5 protein-coding genes are annotated in these 22,915 nt (G+C 75.0%); 4 read left to right on the forward strand and 1 reads right to left on the reverse strand.

The genetic code is table 11. The features are described 5' to 3' along the window. Positions 1 to 77 precede the first annotated feature (77 nt). Both ACGFNF_RS25065 and ACGFNF_RS25070 read left to right on the forward strand, forming a co-directional pair. A complete protein-coding gene (locus ACGFNF_RS25065; protein WP_393171117.1) occupies positions 78 to 1,655 on the forward strand; it encodes a bifunctional 3-(3-hydroxy-phenyl)propionate/3-hydroxycinnamic acid hydroxylase in 1,578 nt (525 codons plus the stop codon). Positions 1,656 to 1,684: 29 nt separating this feature from the next. Then, positions 1,685 to 2,572 carry a class I SAM-dependent methyltransferase gene (locus ACGFNF_RS25070; RefSeq protein ID WP_132240759.1) on the forward strand — a complete coding sequence of 296 codons (888 nt, stop codon included), beginning with the start codon at positions 1,685 to 1,687 and terminating at the stop codon, positions 2,570 to 2,572. A gap of 68 nt (positions 2,573 to 2,640) precedes the next feature. On the opposite strand, the gene ACGFNF_RS25075 is transcribed toward ACGFNF_RS25070, so the two are convergent. After that, complete coding sequence (locus ACGFNF_RS25075) at positions 2,641 to 3,402, reverse strand: thioesterase II family protein (protein ID WP_151454782.1); 762 nt, start codon at positions 3,400 to 3,402, stop codon at positions 2,641 to 2,643. Positions 3,403 to 3,686: 284 nt separating this feature from the next. Between ACGFNF_RS25075 and ACGFNF_RS25080 the strand changes: the two genes are divergently transcribed. Both ACGFNF_RS25080 and ACGFNF_RS25085 read left to right on the forward strand, forming a co-directional pair. Continuing rightward, on the forward strand, positions 3,687 to 9,248 hold the full coding sequence (locus ACGFNF_RS25080; RefSeq protein WP_393171119.1) for a type I polyketide synthase: 5,562 nt from the start codon (positions 3,687 to 3,689) through the stop codon (positions 9,246 to 9,248). Between the two features lie 44 nt (positions 9,249 to 9,292). After that, on the forward strand, positions 9,293 to 22,915 hold a 13,623-nt coding region (locus tag ACGFNF_RS25085; protein ID WP_393171121.1), incomplete at its 3' end, for a type I polyketide synthase.

Here is a 22,915-nt window from a genome sequence, read left to right on the forward strand (position 1 = left end):
GCCGTCCGGCCGCCCCGTACGGCGCGAGCCGTTCCTTCCGACACCGTGTCCGACCGACCCCCGAGGAACCGATACCGATGCTGATGACCGACGTCCTGATCGTGGGCTACGGCCCCGTCGGTGAGATGCTCTCGATCCTGCTGGCGCAGCGCGGGCTCACCGTCACGGCGGTCGAGCGCTGGGCCACCCCGTACAACTTCCCGCGTGCGGTCTCGTACGACGGGGAGGCGAGCCGCATCCTGGCCGCCGCCGGGGTCGCCGACCGGCTCGGACCGGTGGTGGAGTCGTCGGGCGAGTACACCTTCAAGAACGGCTTCGGCCGGACCCTGCTGCACGTCAAGGTGACCGGCGACGGCCCGATGGGCTGGCCCGACTCGGTCTCCTTCTACCAGCCCGGGCTGGAGGCGCTGCTCGCCGAGCGGGGAGCGGAGCTGCCGGGCGTGACGGTGCTGCGCCCGCACCAGGTGACCGGCCTGGTCGAGCACGACGACCGGGTCGAGGTCACCATCGCCGGCCCGGAGGGCGAGGAGGTCCGCGCGGCCCGCTGGGTCGTCGGCTGCGACGGGGCCAACAGCTTCGTCCGGGAACACCTGGGCAGCGGCGTCACCGACCTCGGCTTCACGTACGACTGGCTGGTCTGCGACGTGGTGCCGCACGAGGCCCGCGAGTTCAAGCCGAACAACCTCCAGGTCTGCGACCCGGCGCGCCCCCGCACGGCCGTGTCGGCCGGCCCGGGGCACCGGCGGTGGGAGTTCATGCGGGTGCCGGGGGAGAGCCGGGAGGAGTTCGAGACCGTCGAGAGCGTGTGGCGGCTGCTCGGCCTCTTCGACATCACGCCCGACAACGCGACCCTGGAACGGTACGGCGTCTACACCACCCAGGCCTGCTCGGCCGACCGCTGGCGCTCCGGCCGGATCCTGATCGCCGGCGACGCGGCGCACGTGATGCCGCCGTTCATGGGGCAGGGCATGAGCTCGGGTTTCCGCGACGCCCTCAACCTCGCCTGGAAGCTCGACCTGGTGCACCGCGGCCTGGCCGACGAGGCGCTGCTGGACACCTACCAGGAGGAGCGCTGCGCGCACGTGCAGCACGCCATCCGGATGTCCATGGACTCGGGCACGGTGATCTGCGAGACCGACCGCACCGCCGCCGCCGGCCGGGACGCCGTCATGCTCGCCGAACTGCGCCGGCGCACCTCCCGGCCGCGTACCCGTTCCCTGCTGGAACCCCTGGCCGGCGGGGTCCTGCACGCCCGTACGGCCGAGGCCCCGGCGGCCGGCGCGGGCGTGCCGATGCCGCAGGGCCGCGTCGAGGTCGACGGTCGCGCCGGCCTCTTCGACGAGGTCGTCGGCACCGGCTTCGTCCTGGTCTGCGCCGAGGACCCCGACGACCTGCTCGACGCGGACGCCCGGGCCTTCCTGGACTCGCTCGACGCCCGGGTCGTCCGGGTCGTCCCCGCCGGCGCGCCCGCCCCCGGGCCCGGCGCCGCGCCGACCGCCTTCGACCTCGACGACGTGTACCTGTCCCACCTCAAGCGGTACGACGCCGTCGCGGTGCTCGTCCGGCCCGACTTCTACGTCTTCGGCACGGCAGCCGACCCGGCCGGTGTACCCGCGCTCGTCGAGGACCTGCGCCAGCAGGTCCGGCGCGGCTGATCGGCATCCACCCCTCGGAAGGAACCCACATGTTCGAGAACCTGAAGATCGCCGGCCGGGCGATCCGCACGGTCTTCACCGCCGACCCCATCACCCGGGTCCGGCGCTTCTACGAGATCCAGTCGCCCGACGTCGAGTTCGCGGCCCGCCGCACGCACTACATGAACGTGGGCTACTGGGAGGACGGCGTCACCGACCTCGACACGGCCGCCGAGGCGCTGGCTGACAAGCTGGCCGACGCCGCCGGGCTCAAGCCGGACGACACCGTCCTCGACGTGGGCTTCGGCTACGCCGACCAGGACTTCAAGTGGCTGCGCGAGCGCCGGGTCGCCAAGGTGTACGGGCTCAACATCACCCCGCACCACGTCGAGGCGGCGCAGCGCCGGGCGCAGGAGGAGGGCCTCGCGGACCGCACCGACTTCCGGCTGGGCAGCGCCACCGAACTGCCCTTCGAGGACAACACCTTCGACCGGGTCGTCGCCCTGGAGTCTGCCTTCCACTTCTACCCGCGCAGCGCGTTCTTCGCCGAGGCGCTGCGGGTGCTGCGCCCGGGTGGCGTGCTGGCCACGGCCGACATCATCCCGGTCAGCGGGGACGTCGTCCGCGCGGCCATCCAGTCCGGCCCGCTGAGCTTCGTCAAGTTCAGCATCCCGAAGGAGAACTGGCACGACCGGGACACGTACCGGCAGGAGCTGGTCGAGGCCGGCTTCGCCAACCCGGAGGTGCACTCGATCAAGGAGCGCACCTGGGAGGGCTGGCGGGCGTACATGGCGGGACGGACCAACGACCCCGAGTTCCGCGCCGTCGTCAAGCCCGCCGTGCGCAAGAGCATGGCCGCGCACTGGAAGAACCAGGACCTCATGAAGCGCGAGATGGCGCAGCTCGACTACGTGATCGCGGTCGGCCACAAGCGGTGACGCCCCGCACGGACGAGGGGCCCGCCGACCGGTCGTGACACCGGTGGACGGGCCCCTCGTCCGTGGGATCAGACGGCGGGCGCCGCGGTCAGGGCCGTCGAGATGGCCCGCAGGACCGCCGGCTGGTGCTCGGCCAGGAAGAAGTGCCCGCCCGGGTAGACCTTCAGGTCGAACGGCCCGGTGGTGTGGGTCGACCAGGCCCGGGCCTCCTCGACCGTCGTCTTCGGGTCGTCGTCGCCGGTGAAGACGGTGATCGGGCAGCTCAGCGGCGGACCCGGCCGGTAGGTGTAGGTCTCCGCCGCCCGGTAGTCGCTGCGGATCGCCGGCAGCGCGGCCCGCAGCATCTCCGGGTCCCCGAGGACGGCGGAGTTGGTGCCGCTGAGCTTCCGGACGTCGGCCAGCAGGCCCTCGTCGTCGAGCAGGTGCACCGTCTCGTGCCGCGCCTGCGACGGCGCGCGGCGTCCGGACGCGAACAGGTGCGCCGCCGTACCGCCGTCCTGCTCGATCAGCCGGGCGAGTTCGAAGCCGACGCTGGCCCCCATGCTGTGCCCGAAGATGGCCACCGGCTCGTCCAGCCACGGCCGCAGCACGGTGAAGACCTCCCGCGCGAGCTGGTGGATGTCACCGATGCACTTCTCGTGGCGGCGGTCCTGCCGGCCCGGGTACTGGATCGACAGCACCTCGACGGCGGGGGAGAGGCTGCGGGAGACGGGGAAGTAGAAGCTGGCCGACCCGCCGGCGTGGGGCAGGCACACCAACCGCCTGGCGCCACCCGGAGCCGGGTGGAAGCGTCGCACCCACAAGCCGTTGTCGGTATTTGGCGTGGTCATCCTTGGCGGTCCTTCCAGCGGCTGCGTTTCCCGACCGGATCTGCACGGACCCGGTCGAGGCGACGCTAGTGCGACGGGTGGGGACCGGACACCCCTAGCTGGCCCGTTGCCTGGTTAGGGGTTGTCCGCGCTCGCGCACACCCAATAACTTCTCCCCGCAGATGGGGATCTGCGTGGCTCTCGGCCGAGCGAGCCGAACGACAGATACAGGTGTCGCCTGAGACTTCTGCGCATTCGTACCGTCGCTTACGTCGAGTCTCCGCCGTGAATCGCGATGGGCTGGGTTGATGGACACCGAAGACAAGCTCCGGGAGTACCTGAAGAGAGTCACCGCCGACCTGCGGCGGACCCGGCAACGGCTCCGTGACGTCGAGGCCGATGCGCAGCAGCCCATCGCGATCGTCGGCACCGGCTGCCGGTTCCCGGGCGGCGTACGCACGGCCGAGGAGCTGTGGGACCTCGTCGCGGCCGGCGGCGACGCCATCGCCTCCTTCCCCACCGACCGTGGCTGGGACCTGGACGCGCTCTACGACCCCGAGCGGTCCCGGCCGGGCACCTCCTCGGTACGCGAGGGCGGCTTCGTGCCCGACGCCGCCGAGTTCGACCCCCGGCTGTTCGGCGTCTCGCCGCGCGAGGCCCTCGCCATGGACCCGCAGCAGCGGCTGCTGCTGGAGACCTCGTGGGAGGCCGTCGAGTCGGCGGGCATCGACCCCACCAGCCTGAGGGGCGCCCGCGTCGGGGTCTTCGCCGGCATGACCCACAGCGGGTACGCCCACCCGCCGGAGACCCCGCCGGCGGGCGTCGAGGACTACCTGGGTCTCGGCAACGCGGGCAGCATCGCCTCGGGTCGGGTGGCGTACTCGTTCGGGTTCGAGGGCCCGGCGGTGACGGTGGACACGGCGTGTTCGTCGTCGCTTGTGGCGTTGCACCTGGCGGTGCAGGCGCTGCGGTCGGGCGAGTGCGACCTGGCCCTGGCCGGCGGCGTGACGGTGATGCCCACCCCGGCGGTGTTCGTCGACTTCACCCGGCAGGGCAACCTCTCCCCGGTGGCCCGGTGCCGGGCGTTCGCCGACGCGGCGGACGGCACGGCCCTCGCCGAGGGCGTCGGGATGCTGCTGGTGCAGCGGCTGTCGGACGCGCAACGTGACGGCCGCCAGATCCTGGCGGTGGTACGGGGCACGGCCGTGAACCAGGACGGCGCGTCGAACGGTTTGACGGCGCCGAACGGCCCCTCGCAGCAGCGGGTGATCCGGCAGGCCCTCGCGAGTGCGGGTCTGTCCACGGCCGACGTGGACGTGGTGGAGGCGCACGGCACCGGCACGACGCTGGGCGATCCGATCGAGGCGCAGGCGCTGCTGGCGACGTACGGGCAGGGCCGGGATGTGCCGTTGTTGCTGGGGTCGGTGAAGTCGAACCTCGGTCACACGCAGGCGGCTGCCGGGGTGGCCGGGATCATCAAGATGATCTCGGCGATGCGGGCGGGTGTGGTGCCGGCGACGCTGCACGTGGACGCGCCGTCGTCGCACGTGGACTGGGCGGCGGGTGCCGTGGAGCTGGTGACGCGGACGCGTGAGTGGCCGGCGGTGGAGCGTCCCCGGCGGGCGGGCGTGTCGTCGTTCGGCATCTCCGGCACGAACGCGCACGTGATCCTGGAGCAGCCGGAGCCCGAGCCCGAGACCGATCCCGGGATCGAGGCGGATCCGGCGGCGGGCCCCCCGGGGTTGCCGGTGCCGTGGGTGGTCTCGGGTCGCTCCGAGCGTGCTCTGGCGGGTCAGGCGGCGCGGTTGGCGTCGTTCGTGCGGTCCCGGTCCGATCTTGCGGTGGCGGACGTGTCGTGGTCGTTGGCGACGACCCGGGCCGCGTTGGAGCACCGGGCGGTGGTGTGGGGCTCGTCGGTGGACGAGCTGGTTGCCGGTCTGTCGGCGGTCGCCGAGGGCGGGCCGGCGGTGTCGGGTGTGGTGTCGGCGGGTCGTCGGGCGGTGTTGTTCACGGGCCAGGGTTCGCAGCGCGCCGGCATGGGCCGGGAGCTGTACGACGCGTTCCCGGTCTTCGCGGCGTCGTTCGACGAGGTGTGCGCGGAGATCGATCCGCGTCTGCCGCGTGCGCTGCGCGAGGTGGTGTTCGCGGAGGCGGGTTCGGAGACTGCTGCTCTGTTGGATCAGACCGTGTTCGCGCAGTCGGGGCTGTTCGCGGTCGAGGTGGCGTTGTGGGAGCTGCTCTCGTCGTGGGGTGTGCGGGCGGAATTCCTGGTGGGTCACTCGATCGGTGAGGTGACGGCGGCGTACGTGTCGGGGATGTTGTCCCTGGCGGACGCGTGCACGCTGGTGGCGGCGCGGGGCAGGTTGATGCAGGCGCTGCCCGCTGGCGGCGTCATGGCGGCGGTGGGTGCGGCTGAGGCCGATGTGCGGGAGATCATCGGCGCGTCAGGCGCGGCGGTGGACATAGCGGCGGTCAACGGTCCGGCGTCGGTGGTGGTGTCGGGTGCCGCGGGCGAGGTGGCCTCGGTGGTGGCGACCGCCCGGGAGCGGGGTTGGCGGGTCAAGGAACTCGCGGTCAGTCACGCGTTCCATTCGCGGTTGATGGAGCCGATGCTCGACGAGTTCCGGTCGGTGGTGGCGGGGCTGGACTGGCAGCAGCCGAGGATCCCGATCGTGTCGAACGTGACCGGCGCGGTGGCGGACGCCGCAGAGATCACCGATCCCGACTACTGGGTGCGGCACGTGCGGCAGCCCGTGCGCTTCGCTGACGCCGTACGGACCCTGCACGAGCAGGACGTGACGCACTTCCTGGAGGTCGGCCCCGACGCCGTGCTCACCGCGATGGCCCAGGAGTGCGTCGAGGCGACCGGCGACGTCCGGTTCACCGCCACGCTGCGAGCCAACCACCCCGAGCCCGACACGCTGCGCACCGCCCTCGCCGAGCGGTACGTCACCGGCGGCCACGTCGACTGGACCGGCTACCTCACCGCTGCCGGGGCCCGCCCCCGCACGGTCGCCCTGCCCACGTACGCCTTCGACCACCAGCGCTACTGGCTCAACACCACCGCCGGCGGCGCGGGCGCGCCCGGGCTCGGCGCCCGCCCCGTCGACCACGCGCTGCTCGGCGCCGCCGTACGCGTGGCCGACGACGACGTGCGGCTCTTCGGCACCGAACTCTCCGCGCGTACCCACCCGTGGCTCGCCGAGCACGTCGTCTGGGACTCGGTCGTGGTGCCCGGCGCCGCCCTGGTCGAGATGGTCCTGCACGCGGGCGCGCAGGTCGGCTGCGACACCCTCGACGAGCTGACCCTGGAGGCGCCGCTGGCGCTCACCGGGCAGGACGCCCGGTCGGTGCAGGTGAAGCTGGGCACGGCGGACGAGGAGGGACGCCGGCCGGTCACCATCCACTCGCGGGCCGCCGCCGACCCGGACGGGGAGTGGGACCGCCACGCGGCGGGCGTCCTCGCACCCGCCGCACCGCAGCCCGACGGGGTCGAGCCGGCGCCCTGGCCGCCCACGTCCGGCACCGTCGTCGCGGTCGACGAGGTCTACACCGAGCTGTCCCGCCTGGGCGTCGAGTACGGCCCGCTCTTCCGTGGCCTGCGCGCCGTCTGGCGTACCGACGACGAGGTCTGCGCCGAGGTGGCGGTGCCCGACGGCACCGAGGTCACCGGCTTCGGCATCCACCCCGCACTGCTGGACGCGGCCCTGCACGTCGTCGGCCTGCTCGACGCCGACCAGGAGGCGTCCGGCGTACGCCTGCCCTTCGCCTGGACCGGCGTCACCCTCTCGGCGGTCGGCGCGACCACGCTGCGGGTACGCGCCCGGCGCAGCGGCGGCGGGGTCACCCTGACCCTGGCCGACCCGGCCGGCGCCCCCGTCGCCCGGATCGGCACCCTGGTCTCCCGCCCCGTGACCGCCGAGCAGGTACGCGGCGCCGACGCGGGCGTCGACTCCCTGTACGACGTCGCCTGGCAGAGCGTCCCGGCGGGCTCCCCGGCGACCGCTGGCGCGGTGCTCCTCGGCGACGCCCCGTCCGACCTGGCGGCACTCGCCCGGTACGGGCTCGCCGAGCTGGCCGACGCGGTCGACGTCGGCCTGCTCGACACGGAGCTGGTGCTGCTCGCCGCGTACGCCGACGACGAGCGCGCCCCGGTCCCCGCCGCCACCCGGACCCGGCTCGCCGCCGTGCTGACCGCCGTGCAGGGCTGGCTCGCCGACGACCGGCTGGCGGAGCGGCAACTGGTCGTGCTGACCCGGGGGGCCGTCCCCGCCGGCGACACCGGCCGCACGACCGACCTGGCCGGCGCGGCGGTCTGGGGCCTGCTGCGCTCGGCCCAGGCGGAACACCCCGGCCGCTTCGTGCTGGTGGACCTCGACGAGGCGCGGCGAGCGGAGCCCGGCACGGTGGACCTGGTGGCCCGCGCGGTCGCCACCGGCGAACCCCAACTGGCGGTCCGGGACGTGCGGGTGCTGGCACCCCGGCTCACGCCCGCCGTCCTCGACCCGGCGCTGGGCGCCGACCTCGACCCCGACGGGACGGTCCTGGTCACCGGGGCCACCGGCGCCCTCGGCGGCCTGCTGGCCCGGCACCTGGTCAGCACGCACAAGGTGCGCCGGCTGCTGCTCGTCAGCCGGCGCGGATCGGACGCCCCCGGCGCGACGGAGCTGCTGACCGAGCTGACCGCGCTGGGCGCGCAGGTCCGGCTGGCGGCCGGCGACGTGGCGGACCGGGACTCCCTCGCCGCACTGCTGGCCGACGTCCCCGCCGAGCACCCGCTCACCGGCGTCGTCCACGCCGCCGGCGTCCTCGACGACGCGGTGATCTCGGCGCTGACCCCCGAGCGGATGTCCGCCGTGCTCTCCGCCAAGGCCGACGCCGCCTGGCACCTGCACGAGCTGACCCGGGGGCGGAACCTGGCGATGTTCGTCCTCTTCTCGTCGGTCGCCGGCGTCCTCGGCGGCCCCGGGCAGGGCAACTACGCCGCCGCGAACGCGTTCCTGGACGGCCTCGCCCAGCACCGGCGCGCCGCGGGCCTCGCCGCCACCTCCCTGGCCTGGGGCCTCTGGGCCGCCGACAGCGGGATGACCGGCGCCCTCGACGCCGCCCAGCGGCAGCGGATGAGCCGCAACGGCCTCAGCCCGCTCGACACCGACCTGGCGCTGCGCCTCTTCGACGCCAGCCTGCGCGGCGGCCGCCCCCACCTGGTGCCGGCGCTGCTCGACCCCGCCGCGTTGCGCCGCCAGGCCGACGCCGGCCAGCTCCCGGCGCCGCTGCGCGGCCTGGTCCGGGCCCGGCGGCGCGCCGTCGCCGGCGGCGGCGACGGCGGCGGACCGTCCTTCGCGCAGCGCCTGGCCGGCACGCCCGAGGCGGAGCGTGGCCGGCTGGTGGAGGACCTGGTCAAGGCGCAGGTCATCGAGGTGCTCGGCTACCCGCCGGCCACCGTCGTGCCCTCCGGGCAGACGTTCACCGGCCTCGGCTTCGACTCGCTGACGGCGGTGGAGCTGCGCAACCGGCTGACCGCCCTCACCGGGATCCGGCTGCCGGCGAGCCTGATCTTCGACTGCCCCACGCCCGCCGCCCTCGCCGACTTCCTGCTTGTCGACGCCGCCCCGCCGGCGCCGGAAGCGGGCCTGCTGGCCGAGCTGGACCGGCTGGAGGCCGCGTTCGCCGCGACCGGGCCGGAGGAGCTGGAACGACTGGCCGGCGACGAGGAGACGCGCACCGCCGTGGCGGTCCGCCTCCGGGCGCTGGTCACCAGGTGGAGCGACGCCACCGATCGGCCGGCCGACGTCAGCCAGGCCCTCGACGAGGCCTCGGACGACGAGCTGTTCGACTTCATCGACCAGAAGTTCGGCCGATCCTGACCACGAGTCCGCCGCTTGCCCCTTAGCGACAGGTGATCAACCCGATGGCGAACGAAGCCAAGCTCCGCGAGTACCTCAAGCGCGTCACCGCTGACCTGCACGAGACCAGCGAACGCCTGAGGGCCGTCGACGAGCAGAACCACGAGCCGATCGCGATCGTGGGGATGGGCTGCCGCTACCCGGGCGGGGTGCGGACCCCCGAGGCCCTGTGGCGGCTGGTCGAGTCCGGCGTCGACGCCGTCACGCCGTTCCCGGCGGACCGGGGCTGGGACGTGGAGAACCTCTACGACCCCGACCCGGACGCGCACGGCAAGTCGTACACCCGCGAGGGCGGCTTCCTGCACGACGCCGGCGAGTTCGACGGCGGGTTCTTCGGCATCTCGCCGCGCGAGGCGCTGGCGATGGACCCGCAGCAGCGGCTGCTGCTCGAGGTCGCCTGGGAAGCGGTCGAGCGGGCCGGCATCGCCGCCGACTCGCTCAAGGGCAGCCGCACCGGCGTCTTCACCGGCGTCATGTACCACGACTACGTCTCCCGCCTCAACGGGGTGCCGGAGGAGGTCGAGGCGTTCGTCGGCACCGGCAACCACGGCAGCGTCGTCTCCGGCCGGATCGCGTACACCTTCGGGTTCGAGGGCCCGGCGGTGACCGTCGACACCGCCTGCTCGTCCTCGCTGGTGGCGATGCACCTCGCCGTGCAGGCCCTGCGCTCCGGCGAGTGCACGCTCGCGCTGGCCGGCGGCGTCACCGTCATGTCCAGCCCCGACACGTTCGTCGGCTTCAGCCGCCAGCGCGGCCTGTCCCCGGACGGGCGCTGCAAGTCCTTCGCCGCCGCCGCCGACGGCACCGGCTGGAGCGAGGGCGCCGGCCTGCTGCTGCTGGAGCGCCTCTCCGACGCCCAGCGCAACGGCCACCCGGTGCTCGCCGTCGTACGTGGCACGGCCGTCAACCAGGACGGCGCCTCCAACGGCCTCACCGCGCCGCACGGCCCGTCGCAGCAGCGGGTGATCCGCCAGGCCCTCGCGAACGCCCGGCTCTCCCCGGCCGACGTGGACGCGGTGGAGGCCCACGGCACCGGCACCCGCCTCGGCGACCCCATCGAGGCGCAGGCGCTGCTCGCCACGTACGGCCGGGACCGGGCCGAGGACCAGCCCCTCTGGCTCGGCTCGATCAAGTCCAACCTCGGGCACACCCAGGCCGCGGCCGGCGTCGCCGGCGTGATCAAGATGGTCATGGCGATGCGCCACGGCGTCCTGCCGCGGACCCTGCACGTCGACGAGCCGTCCCCGCACGTCGACTGGTCGGCCGGCGCGGTGAGCCTGCTCCGCGAGCCGCGCCCGTGGCCGCGTGGCTCCCGGCCCCTGCGGGCCGGCGTCTCCTCCTTCGGCGTCAGCGGCACCAACGCCCACGTCATCGTCGAGGCCGCCCCGCCCGCGCCGCAGCCGGCCGCCGGCAGCGACGCCGTCGCCGGGCCCGACCCGCTGCCGTGGGTCGTCTCCGCGCGCAGCGCCGCCGCGCTCGGCGCCCAGGCCGACCGGCTGCGCTCCTGGCTCGCCGAGCACCCCGACGCCGCGCCGGCCGCCGTGGGCCGGGCCCTGGCCACCGGCCGGTCCGTCCTCGAACACCGGGCGGTGGTGCTCGGGGCCGACCGGGACGAGCTGGTCGCCGGGCTCGGCGCGCTCGCCGACGGTGTCCCGGCGGCGTCCGTGCGGCGCGGGGTCGCCAGCCCCACCCGCGTCGCCGTGCTCTGCACCGGGCAGGGCGCCCAGCGCGTCGGCATGGGCCGCCAGTTGTACGCGGCGTTCCCGGTCTTCGCCGCGGCCTTCGACGCCGCCTGCGCCGAGCTGGACAGGCACCTCGACCGGCCGCTGCGCGCCGTGCTCGACGGTCCCGCCGAGGTGCTCGACCGCACCGGCTACGCCCAGGCGGCGCTGTTCGCCGTCGAGGTGGCGGCCTACCGGCTCGCCGAGTCGTGGGGCGTCGTGCCGGACTTCGTGGCCGGCCACTCGGTCGGCGAGGTGGCCGCCGCGCACGTCGCCGGCGTGCTGTCGCTGCCCGACGCCGCCCGGCTGGTCGCCGCCCGGGGCACCCTGATGCAGGCCCTGCCCACCGGCGGGGCGATGGTGTCGATCCGCGCCACCGAGGCGGAGGTACGCCAGCACCTGGACACCGCCGGCGACGCGGCCGGCGCGGGGCTGGCCGCCGTCAACGGCCCGGAGTCCGTCGTCGTCTCCGGCGACGAGGACGCCGTGCTGGCGGTCGCCGCGCACTTCGCGGCCCTCGGCCGCAGCACGAAGCGGCTGCGGGTCAGCCACGCGTTCCACTCCGCCCGGATGGACCCGATGCTCGACGCGTTCGGCGACGTGCTCGGGCAGTTGACCTTCGCCGCGCCCCGGATCCCCGTGGTCTCCACCGTGACGGGCGCGGTGCTCGACCCCGACGAGGTGCGCTCCCCGGCGTACTGGCTGCGCAACGTCCGCGACACCGTCCGCTTCGAGGCCGCCGTGGCGACCCTGCGTGAACTCGGGGTGGGCGCGTACGTCGAGGTGGGGCCGGGCGGGGTGCTCTCCGCGCTGACCCAGGAGATCGTCGGCGCGGACCAGGCGGTGTGCGCCCCGATGCTGCGCGCCGAACACGACGAGGCGGCGACGGCGCTGGCCGCCGCGGCCACCGTCTGGGCCCGGGGCGTGCCGGTGGACTGGGCGGCCCTGTTCGACGGCCCGCCCGCGCCGGTCGACCTGCCCACGTACGCGTTCCAGCGCGAGCGCTACTGGCTGCTGCCCCTGCCGCAGGCCGCCGACGTGACCGCCGCCGGACTGACCCCGACCGGCCACCCGCTGCTCGGCGCGGTGTTCCGCTCGGCCGACGGCGACGAGGTGACGCTCACCGGCCGGCTGTCGGTGGAGAGCCAGCCCTGGCTGGCCGAGCACGCCGTACGCGACGTGGTGCTCTTCCCCGGAACGGGGTTCGTGGAGCTGGCGCTGCGCGCCGGCGCGGAGGTCGGCGCCGACCGGCTCGCCGAGCTGACCCTCCAGGCGCCGCTGGTGCTGCCGGAGACCGGCGGCGTCGACGTGCAGGTGGCCGCCGAGCGTGCCGGCGGCGAGGCGTGGCAGGTGACCGTCCACGCCCGCCGCTCCGGCACCGACGACCTGTGGGTCCGGCACGCCACCGGCCTGCTCGCCCCGGCGCACGGGGACGGCGGCGCCACGCTGGCGGACTGGCCGCCGACCGGCGCCACCGCCCTCGACGTGTCGGAGCTGACCGGGCGGGCGGCGCGGGCCGGGTTCGCGTACGGCCCCGCCTTCCAGGGGCTGCGCGCCGCCTGGCGGGCCGGCACCGACGTGTACGCCGAGGTGGCGCTGCCCGAGCCGGCGGCCGACGACGCCGGCGCGTACGGGCTGCACCCGGCCCTGCTCGACGCCGCCGTGCAGGCGGTCGGGCTCGGCATCGTCGACCCCGGCGAGGCCCGGCTGCCGTTCGCCTGGTCGGACGTGACGCTGTCCGCCCACGGCGCGGACACGCTGCGGGTACGGCTGACCCCCACCGGCGCGGACACGGTGGCCATGCTGGTCGCGGACGCCGCCGGCGAACCCGTCGCCCGGGTCGGTTCCCTGGTGCTGCGGCCCCTGCCGGCCGGGGAACTCACCTCCGGCGGGTCCCCGTGGCGTCGCTCGCTGTTCCGCCTCGACTGGCCCCGGCACGCCGGCGGCGTGGGCGCGCCCGACGGCACGACCTGGGCGGTGCTCGGCGACCGCCCCGCGCCGCTGCCGGCCGGCGTGACCGCCGACCGGCACGCCGACCTCGGCGCGCTCTGCGACGCGGGGGTGCCCGACGTCGTGCTGTACCCGGTGGCCGGCGCCGCCGCGGCCGGCCCCGGCCCGGTCCACGACCTGCTCGCCGAGGTCCTCGCCGTGCTCCAGGGCTGGCTCGCCGCCGAGCGCCACACCGGCGGGTCCCGGCTGGTGGTCCTCACCCGCGGCGCGGTCGCCGTGGACGACGACGCGGACGTCGCCGACCTGGCCGGCGCCGCCGTGTGGGGCCTGCTCCGGTCCGCCCAGGCCGAGCACCCCGGCCGGTTCCTGGTCGTCGACCTCGACGACGAGGAGAGCTCCGCGTCCGCCCTCGCCGGCCTGCTGTCGGCCGACGAGCCGCAGGCGGCCGTGCGCGACGGCGTGGTCCGGGTGCCCCGGCTCGTCGCCGCCCCGGAACCCGACGCGCCGGCGCCGGCGCTGGACCCGGACGGCACGGTGCTCGTCACCGGCGGCACCGGCGCCCTGGGCGCGCTCGTCGCCCGCCACCTCGTCGCCCGGCACGGGGTCCGCCACCTGGTGCTGACCAACAGGCGCGGGCCCGCCGCGGCCGGCGCCGCCGACCTGCTCGCCGACCTCGCCGACCTGGGCGCCACCGCGACGGTCGAGGCGTGCGACGCCGCCGACCCCGACGCCCTCGCCGCGCTGCTCGACCGGATCGACCCGGCGCACCCGCTGACCGGCGTGGTGCACACCGCCGGCGTACTGGCCGACCGCACCCTGACCTCGCTCACCGCCGAGTCCCTCGACGAGGTGCTCCGGCCGAAGGTGGATGCCGCCGCGCATTTGCACGAGCTGACCGCCGAGCACGGCCTCGCGCTCTTCGTCACCTACTCGTCGGCGGCGGGCGTGACCGGCAGCCCGGGCCAGGCCAACTACGCGGCGGCCAACGCCTTCCTGGACGCGCTCGCGCACCGGCGGCGGGCCGCGGGCCTCCCCGCACACTCCCTGGCCTGGGGACCGTGGGTCGAGTCGGGCGGCGGCATGACCGCCGGCCTCGACCGCACCGACACCGACCGGCTGGCCCGCGCCGGCGTACGGCCGCTTCCTCAGGAGGACGGCCTCGCCCTGCTCGACGCCGCCCTGCTCACCGGCCTGCCCACGACGGTGCCGATGGCGCTGGACGGCCCGGCGCTGCGCGCCCAGGCCGAGGCGGGCACCCTGCCGTCGGTCCTGCGCGGCCTGGTCCGCGCGCCCCGGCGTCGCGCCGCGCGGTCGGGCCCGGCGGAGACCGCCGCCCTGACCGAACGGCTGGCCGGGCTCGACCGCGACGAGCGCGCCGCGGCCCTGCTGCGGCTCGTCCTCGACCAGGTCGCGGCGGTGCTGGGGTACGCCGACGCCGCCGCCGTCGAGGCCGGACGCCCGTTCACCGAGCTGGGCTTCGACTCGCTGACCGCCGTCGAGCTGCGCAACCGGCTGGGCGCGGTGACCGGCCTGCGCCTGCCGGCGACCCTGGTCTTCGACCACCCGACCCCGCTCACCCTGGCCGAGCACCTGGACGCCGAGACCGGGACCGCCGCCGGTGCGCCGCCGGCCCCGACCGCCGCCGTCGCGGCGCTCGACGAGCCGATCGCGATCGTCGGCATGAGCTGCCGCTACCCCGGCGGCGTACGCAGCCCCGAGCAGCTGTGGGACCTCCTCGTGGCCGGTGGGGACGGCATCACCGGCTTCCCCGCCGACCGGGGCTGGGACGTCGACGACCTGTACGACCCGTCCGGCGCGCGCCGGGGCAGCAGCTACGCCCGCGAGGGCGGCTTCCTGGCCGACGCCGGCGACTTCGACGCCACCCTGTTCAAGATCTCGCCGCACGAGGCGCTCGCCATGGACCCGCAGCAGCGGCTGCTGCTGGAGACCGCGTGGGAGGCCATCGAGGACGCCCGGATCGACCCGCTCGCGCTGCGGGGCCGCCCCGTCGGCGTGTTCGCCGGCATGATGTACCACAACCACGCCGCCGGGCTGGCCGACGTTCCGGAGGCCCTCGACGGCTACCTCGGCGTCGGCACCGCCAGCAGCGTGCTGTCGGGCCGGGTGGCGTACTCGTTCGGCTTCGAGGGGCCGGCGGTGACGGTGGACACGGCGTGTTCGTCGTCGCTTGTGGCGTTGCACCTGGCGGTGCAGGCCCTGCGGTCGGGCGAATGCGACCTCGCCCTGGCCGGCGGCGTCACCGTGATGGCGACCCCGGAGACGTTCATCGACTTCTCCCGGCAGCGGGGCATGGCCCCCGACGGCCGGTGCAAGTCGTTCTCCGACGCGGCGGACGGCACGGGCTGGTCCGAGGGCGTCGGCGTGCTGCTGGTGCAGCGGCTGTCGGACGCGCGGCGCGACGGGCGCCGGATCCTGGCGGTGGTGCGGGGCACGGCCGTCAACCAGGACGGCGCGTCGAACGGGTTGACGGCGCCGAACGGCCCCTCGCAGCAGCGGGTGATCCGCCAGGCCCTCGCGAACGCCCGGCTGGGCGTCGCCGACGTCGACGTCGTGGAGGCGCACGGCACGGGCACGACGCTGGGCGACCCCATCGAGGCCCAGGCGCTGCTCGCCACGTACGGGCAGGACCGCGACGACCGGGACGCGCTGCTCCTGGGGTCGGTGAAGTCGAACATCGGCCACACGCAGGCCGCCGCCGGGGTGGCGGGCGTCATCAAGATGATCATGGCCATGCGGTACGGGACCGTGCCGGCGACGCTGCACGTGGACGAGCCCTCGTCGCACGTGGACTGGGCGTCGGGCGCCGTGGAGCTGGTGACCCAGGCGCGCGAGTGGCCGGGTGCGGGCCGCGCGCGCAGGGCGGCCGTGTCGTCGTTCGGCATCTCCGGCACGAACGCGCACGTGATCATCGAACAGGCGGAGCCGGAGCCCGCCGCGGCGTCTGCCGCAGCCGTCGGGTTGCCGGTGCCGTGGATGGTGTCGGGGCGCTCCGAGCAGGGCCTGGCGGGTCAGGCGGCGCGGTTGGCGTCGTTCGTGCGCGATCGTGGCCTGTCGCCGGTGGACGTGTCGTGGTCGTTGGCGACGACCCGGGCCGCGCTGGAGCACCGGGCGGTGGTGTGGGGCTCGGACGTCGACGAGCTGGTCGCCGGCCTGTCGGCGGTTGCCGAGGGCCGGTCGTCGGGTGTGGTGTCGGCGGGTCGCCGGGCGGTGCTCTTCACGGGCCAGGGTTCGCAGCGCGTGGGCATGGGCCGGGTGCTGTACGACGCGTTCCCCGTCTTCGCGGCGTCCTTCGACGCGGTGTGCGCGGAGATCGATCCGCACCTGCCGCGTGCGCTGGGCGAGGTGGTGTTCGCGGAGGCGGGTTCGGAGACTGCTGCTCTGTTGGATCAGACCGTGTTCGCGCAGTCGGGGCTGTTCGCGGTCGAGGTGGCGTTGTGGGAGCTGCTCTCGTCGTGGGGTGTGCGGGCGGACTACCTGGCGGGTCACTCGATCGGTGAGGTGACCGCCGCGTACGTGTCGGGGATGCTGTCCCTGGCGGACGCGTGCACGCTGGTGGCGGCGCGGGGCCGGTTGATGCAGGCGCTGCCCGCCGGCGGCGTCATGGCGGCGGTCGGCGCGCCCGAGACCGCGGTGCGGGAGATCATCGACGCTGCGGGAGCGTCAGTCGACGTCGCGGCGGTCAACGGCCCCGCGTCGGTGGTCGTCTCGGGCGCCGCCGCTGAGGTGGCCTCGGTGGTGGCGGCCTGCCGTGAGCGGGGCTGGCGGACGAAGGAACTGGCGGTCAGCCACGCGTTCCACTCGCGGTTGATGGAGCCGATGCTTGAGGAGTTCGCGTCGGTGGTGGCGGGGCTGGACTGGCGGGCGCCGCGGGTGCCGATCGTGTCGAACGTGACCGGCGCGGTCGCGGACGCCGCTGAGATCACCGATCCCGGTTACTGGGTGCGGCACGTGCGGCAGCCGGTGCGCTTCGCCGATGGTGTGGCGGCGTTGCGGGCGCTGGGGGTGGACACCTTCCTGGAGGTCGGCCCGGATGCGACGTTGACGGCGATGGTGGCGGAGATCGTCGCGGATGCGGGGGTGCGGCGGGTTCCGGCGTCGCGGCGGGACCAGTCGGAGGTCGCCGCGGTGACGGCGGCGTTGGGGCAGTTGTGGGTGGCGGGTGTGCCTGTCGACTGGGCTGCCTACCACGGCCAGACCGGCGCCCGGCCAGGTGTGGTCGACCTGCCCACGTACGCCTTCGATCATCGACGTTACTGGATCAATGCCGCGACGCGGTCCTACCGTCCCCCCGCCGCCCGGCGTACCGCCGCCGACGAGGACTTCTGGCGGGCGATCGAGGCGGAGGACCTGACGACCCTCGCCGAGAGCCTGGCCGTCGACGCCGACGCCCCGCTCGCGGACGTGCTGCCGGCGCTGTCCACCTGGCGACGCCGCCGGGACGCCGAAGCGGCCCTCGACTCCTGGCGCTACCGGGTGGCCTGGCAGCCGCTCACGGACGACGCCGCCCGCACCGAGGCGACCGACTTCCTGCTCGTCGTGCCGGCCGACGCCGACGCGGCCGTGACGGACTGGGCCGCCGCCCTCGGCGCCGCCGGCGGGCGGATCGTCGAGGTCGACGCCGCGTGCGACCGCAAGCGCCTCGCCCACGACCTCGCCGAGGCGTCGACCGGCCGCGACGGGGACGTGCTGCCCGTACTCTCCCTGCTGGCCCTCGACACCCGGCCGTACGCCGGGGCCGCCTCCGTGCCGACGGGCCTCGCCGGCACGGTCGCGCTCGCGCAGGCGCTCGGGGACGCCGGGATCACCGCCCGGCTCTGGATCGTCACCCGCGGCGCGGTCTCCGTCGGGTCCCGGGACCGGCACGTGGACCCCGTGCAGGCCATGGCGTGGGGCTTCGGCAGCGTGCTGCGCGCCGAGCACCCGCACCGGTGGGGCGGGCTCGTCGACGTCCCCGAGCAGCCCGACCAGGGCGTCGTGCGCATGCTCCGGACGCTGATCGCCGGCACCGGTCAGGAGGACGAGGTCGCCCTGCGCGGCACCGGCGGCCACGCCCGCCGGCTCGTTCGCGCGACGTACGGCGACACCGGTGCGCGTCGTTCCTGGACGCCGCGCGGCACGGTGCTGATCACCGGCGGCACCGGGGCGCTCGGGGGACACGTCGCCCGCACGCTGGCCGCCGAAGGAGCCGAACACCTCCTGCTGGTCAGCCGGCGGGGTGGCGAGGCGCCCGGCGCGACCGCCCTCGCCGAGGAACTCGCCGGGCTCGGCGCCCGGGTCACCCTCGCGTCCTGCGACGTGGCCGACCGGGCCGCGCTCGCGGCGCTGCTCGACTCGATCCCCGCCGAGCTTCCGCTGGGCGCGGTCGTGCACACCGCCGCCGCCCTCGACGACAACGTCGTCGACGCCGTGAGCGTCGACCAACTGGACACCGCCCTGCGGGCGAAGGTCGACGCCGCGCGCAACCTGGACGAGCTGACCCGGGGCACCGACCTCTCCGCCTTCGTCCTCTTCTCCTCCCTCGCCGGCCTCATGGGCGCCGCCGGGCAGACCACCTACGCGCCGGGCAACGCCTTCCTCGACGCGCTGGCGCAGCGGCGTCGCGCGGAGGGGCTGCCGGCGACCTCGCTCGCCTGGGGCCTGTGGGCCGACGGCGGGGTGAGCGCCGGTGAGTTCGAGCAGCGGCTGAGCCGCACCGGCTTCGGCGCGATGGCACCGGGGACGGCCGTACGCGCCCTCACCCGGGCGCTGGAGCGCGACGAGACGTACCTCGTGGTGGCCGACATCGACTGGGCCCGGGTGGCTGCCGCCGGCGGTCGGCGCCCGCACCCGCTGGTCCGTGACCTGCTGGCCGAGGCCGGCGCGGCGGGGGCGGCCGACGCCCCCGTGCCGGCGGCCGACCTGCGCCTCCGCCTGGCGGGAATGTCCGGTGCGGAGCAGCTGCGCGCCCTCGGCGACCTCGTGCGTGCCGAGGTCGCGGCCGTCCTGGGCCACGAGTCCGCCGAGCGGGTGGCGCCGGACCGGGCCTTCCAGGACCTCGGCTTCACGTCGCTGGCGGCGGTCGAGCTGCGCAACCGGCTCGACGCGGCGACCGGCCTCGCGCTGCCGACCACGCTCGCCTTCGACTACCCGAACTCGGCGGCCCTGGCCGGCCACATCCACGCCGAGCTGCTCGGCGGGCAGGCGCTGCCCGTCCCCGCCGCCACCGGCCCCGTCGTGGGCGACGACCCGATCGTCATCGTCGGCATGGGCTGCCGTTTCCCGGCCGGAGCCGAGTCCCCGGAGGGGCTCTGGAGCCTGCTGACGGCCGGTGCCGACGCGATGTCGGACTTCCCGACCAACCGGCACTGGGACCTGGAGTCCCTGGCCGGAACCGACTCCTACGTCTCGCGCGGGGCCTTCCTGGCCGACGCGGGTGGCTTCGACGCGGAGTTCTTCGGCATCTCGCCGCGCGAGGCGCTGGCCATGGACCCGCAGCAGCGGCTGCTGCTGGAGGTCGCCTGGGAGGCGTTCGAGGACGCCCGGATCGAGCCCCTCGCGCTGCGCGGCGACCGGGTCGGGGTGTTCGCCGGCACGAACGGGCAGGACTACGAGACCGTCGTACGTCAGGCCGGGGAGGCCCTCGCCGGATTCGGCGCGACCGGCGCCTCCGCGAGCGTGTTGTCGGGTCGGGTGGCGTACTCGTTCGGGTTCGAGGGGCCGGCGGTGACTGTGGACACGGCGTGTTCGTCGTCGCTTGTGGCGTTGCACCTGGCGGTTCAGGCGCTGCGGTCGGGCGAGTGCGACCTGGCCCTGGCCGGCGGCGTCACCGTGATGGCCACCCCGGGTGCCTTCATCGAGTTCTCCCGCCAGGGCGGGCTGTCGGCGGACGGCCGCTGCAAGGCCTTCGCCGAGTCGGCGGACGGCACCGCGTGGGGCGAGGGCGTCGGCGTGCTCGTGGTCCAGCGCCTGTCGGACGCGCGGCGTGACGGGCGCCGGATCCTGGCGGTGGTACGGGGCACGGCGGTGAACCAGGATGGTGCGTCGAACGGTTTGACGGCGCCGAATGGTCCGTCGCAGCAGCGGGTGATCCGGCAGGCTCTTGCGTCTGCGGGTCTGTCGGCGGCTGATGTGGACGTGGTGGAGGCGCACGGTACGGGTACGTCGTTGGGCGATCCGATCGAGGCTCAGGCGTTGTTGGCGACGTATGGGCAGGGTCGGGATGTGCCGTTGTTGTTGGGGTCGGTGAAGTCGAACATCGGTCACACGCAGGCGGCTGCGGGGGTGGCCGGGATCATCAAGATGATCTTGGCGATGCGGCATGGGACGGTGCCGGCGACGTTGCACGTGGATGCGCCGTCGTCGCATGTGGACTGGGCGTCGGGTGCGGTGGAGTTGGTGACGGAGCCGCGTGAGTGGCCGGGGGTGGAGCGTCCCCGGCGCGCGGGTGTGTCGTCGTTCGGCATCTCCGGCACGAACGCGCACGTGATCATCGAGCAGCCGGAGTTGGCGGCGGAGCCCGCCTCGCAGCCGGTGCTGGGGGCTGTGGCCGCGTCGGCTGCGGAGCCGGTGGCGGCGGCTGCGGAGCCGGTGGCGGCGGCTGCGGAGCCGGTGGCGGCGGCTGCGGAGCCGGTGGCGTCGGCTGCGGAGCCGGTGGCGGCGGCGGAGTCCGTCCACCCCTCGGGTGCGGAGCAGCGCGGCGAGACCGACCGGGGCGGATCGGCGGACGGGCTGCCGGTTCCCGCGCCCGTGGGTCTGCCGGTGCCGTGGGTGGTGTCGGGGCGCTCCGAGCGGGGTCTGGCGGGTCAGGCGGGGCGGTTGGCGTCGTTTGTGCGGTCCCGGTCCGTCTCGCCGGTGGACGTGTCGTGGTCGTTGGCGACGACCCGCGCCGCGCTGGAGCACCGGGCGGTGGTGTGGGGCTCAGACGTCGATGAGCTGGTCGCCGGTCTGTCGGCGGTGGCCGAGGGCCGGGTCTCGGGTGTGGTGTCGGCGGGCCGCCGGGCGGTGTTGTTCACGGGCCAGGGTTCGCAGCGCGTGGGCATGGGTCGCGAGCTGTATGACGCGTTCCCGGTCTTCGCGGCGTCGTTCGACGAGGTGTGCGCGCGCTTCGACGGCTTGTTGCCGCGTGCGCTGCGCGAGGTGGTGTTCGCCGAGCCGGGTACCGCCGATGGGGCTCTGCTGGACCAGACCGTCTTCGCGCAGGCAGGGCTGTTCGCGGTCGAGGTGGCGTTGTGGGAGTTGCTCTCGTCGTGGGGTGTGCGGGCGGACTTCCTGGCGGGTCACTCGATCGGTGAGGTGACGGCCGCGTACGTGTCGGGGATGTTGTCGCTGTCGGACGCCTGCGCGCTGGTGGCGGCGCGGGGTCGGTTGATGCAGGCGTTGCCGGCCGGTGGCGTGATGGCGGCCGTGGGTGCGTCGGAGGAGGCTGTCGCCGAGCTGCTCGGCGCGTCGGGTGCGGCGGTCGACGTGGCGGCGGTGAACGGTCCGGCGTCGGTGGTGGTGTCGGGTGCCGCCGATGAGGTGGCCTCGGTGGTGGCTGCCGCCCGTGAGCGGGGTTGGCGGGTCAAGGAACTGGCGGTCAGTCACGCGTTCCACTCGCGGTTGATGGAGCCGATGCTCGACGAGTTCCGGTCGGTGGTGGCGGGGCTCGACTGGCGGGTGCCGCGCGTCGCGGTGGTGTCGAACGTGACGGGTGCCGTGGCGGACCCGTTGGAGCTGGTGGATCCGGAGTACTGGGTGCGGCACGTGCGGCAGCCGGTGCGCTTCGCCGATGGTGTGGTGGCGTTGCGGGCGCAGGGGGTGGACACCTTCCTGGAGGTGGGTCCCGATGCGACGTTGACGGCGATGGTGGCGGAGATCGTCGCGGATGTGGCGGTGCGGCGGGTTCCGGCGTCGCGGCGGGACCAGTCGGAGGTCGCCGCGGTGACGGCGGCGTTGGGGCAGTTGTGGGTGGCGGGTGTGCCTGTCGACTGGGCTGCCTACCACGGTCAGGTCGGTGCCCGGCCGGGCGTGGTCGACCTGCCCACGTACGCCTTCGACCACACCTGGTACTGGCCCGAGGCGGCGCCCGTGGCCCGCCGGGACGCGCACGGCGAGGCTCTCGACGGGCGGTTCTGGGCGGCCGTGGAGTCCGGCGACCCCGACCTGGTCGGCGGCGAGCTGGGCGTCGGCGCGGACGAACCGTTCAGCGCGGTCCTGCCGAAGCTCGCACAGTGGCGGCGGGCCGCACAGCAGCGGTCGACGGTGGATTCCTGGCGCTACCGCGTGGTGTGGCGACGCCAGGACGTGACCGGGAACGAGAACCTGACCGGCTCCTGGCTGGTGCTGATGGTTCCCGGCCAGGAGGACCACCCGTTGCTGGCCGGGCTTGCGGAGCGGGGCGCCGAGGTGGTGCCGGTGGTGCTGGACGCGCTGGACCGGGACGGGATCGCGCGCCGACTGGCCGGAGCGGTGGAGGCCGGGCAGCCGGTCGCCGGGCTGGTCTCGCTGCTGTCGCTGGCCGGAGCGGGCGTGGTCGAGGCGCTGGCGGTGGCGCAGGCGCTGGCCACCACGGAGGTCCAGGGGCGGCTCTGGTGGCTCACCCGTGGGGCGGTCTCCGTGGACGACCCGGAGCCCCTGACCGACGTGGTGGGTGCTGCGGTGTGGGGTTTGGGTCGGGTGGTGGGTTTGGAGGTGCCGTTGCGGTGGGGTGGTTTGGTGGATTTGCCGGGGTTGTTGGATGGGGGTGTGTGGGGTCGGTTGTGTGGGGTGTTGTCGTCGGTTGGTGGTGAGGATCAGGTGGCGTTGCGGTCGTCGGGTGTGTTTGTGCGGCGGTTGGTGCGTGCGGTTTCTCCGGCGGGTGTGGGTTCTGCGGTGGGCGCAAGCTCGGGTGGTTTCCGGTTGTCGGGGACGGTGTTGGTGACGGGTGGTACGGGGGCGTTGGGTGCGCGGGTGGCGTTGTGGGCGGTGGGTGTGGGTGCG

Origin of the sequence: Micromonospora sp. NPDC048868, from assembly GCF_043198195.1 — a bacterium.
Taxonomy (GTDB): Bacteria; Actinomycetota; Actinomycetes; order Mycobacteriales; family Micromonosporaceae; genus Micromonospora; species Micromonospora reichwaldensis.

What these genes read in the sequence shown, in the direction of transcription:
- ACGFNF_RS25070 (WP_132240759.1), top strand. Translation starts at nt 1,685, where the DNA reads ATGTTCGAGAACCTGAAGATCGCCGGCCGGGCGATCCGCACGGTCTTC.
- ACGFNF_RS25065 (WP_393171117.1), top strand. Translation starts at nt 78, where the DNA reads ATGCTGATGACCGACGTCCTGATCGTGGGCTACGGCCCCGTCGGTGAG.
- ACGFNF_RS25075 (WP_151454782.1), bottom strand. Translation starts at nt 3,402, where the DNA reads ATGACCACGCCAAATACCGACAACGGCTTGTGGGTGCGACGCTTCCAC.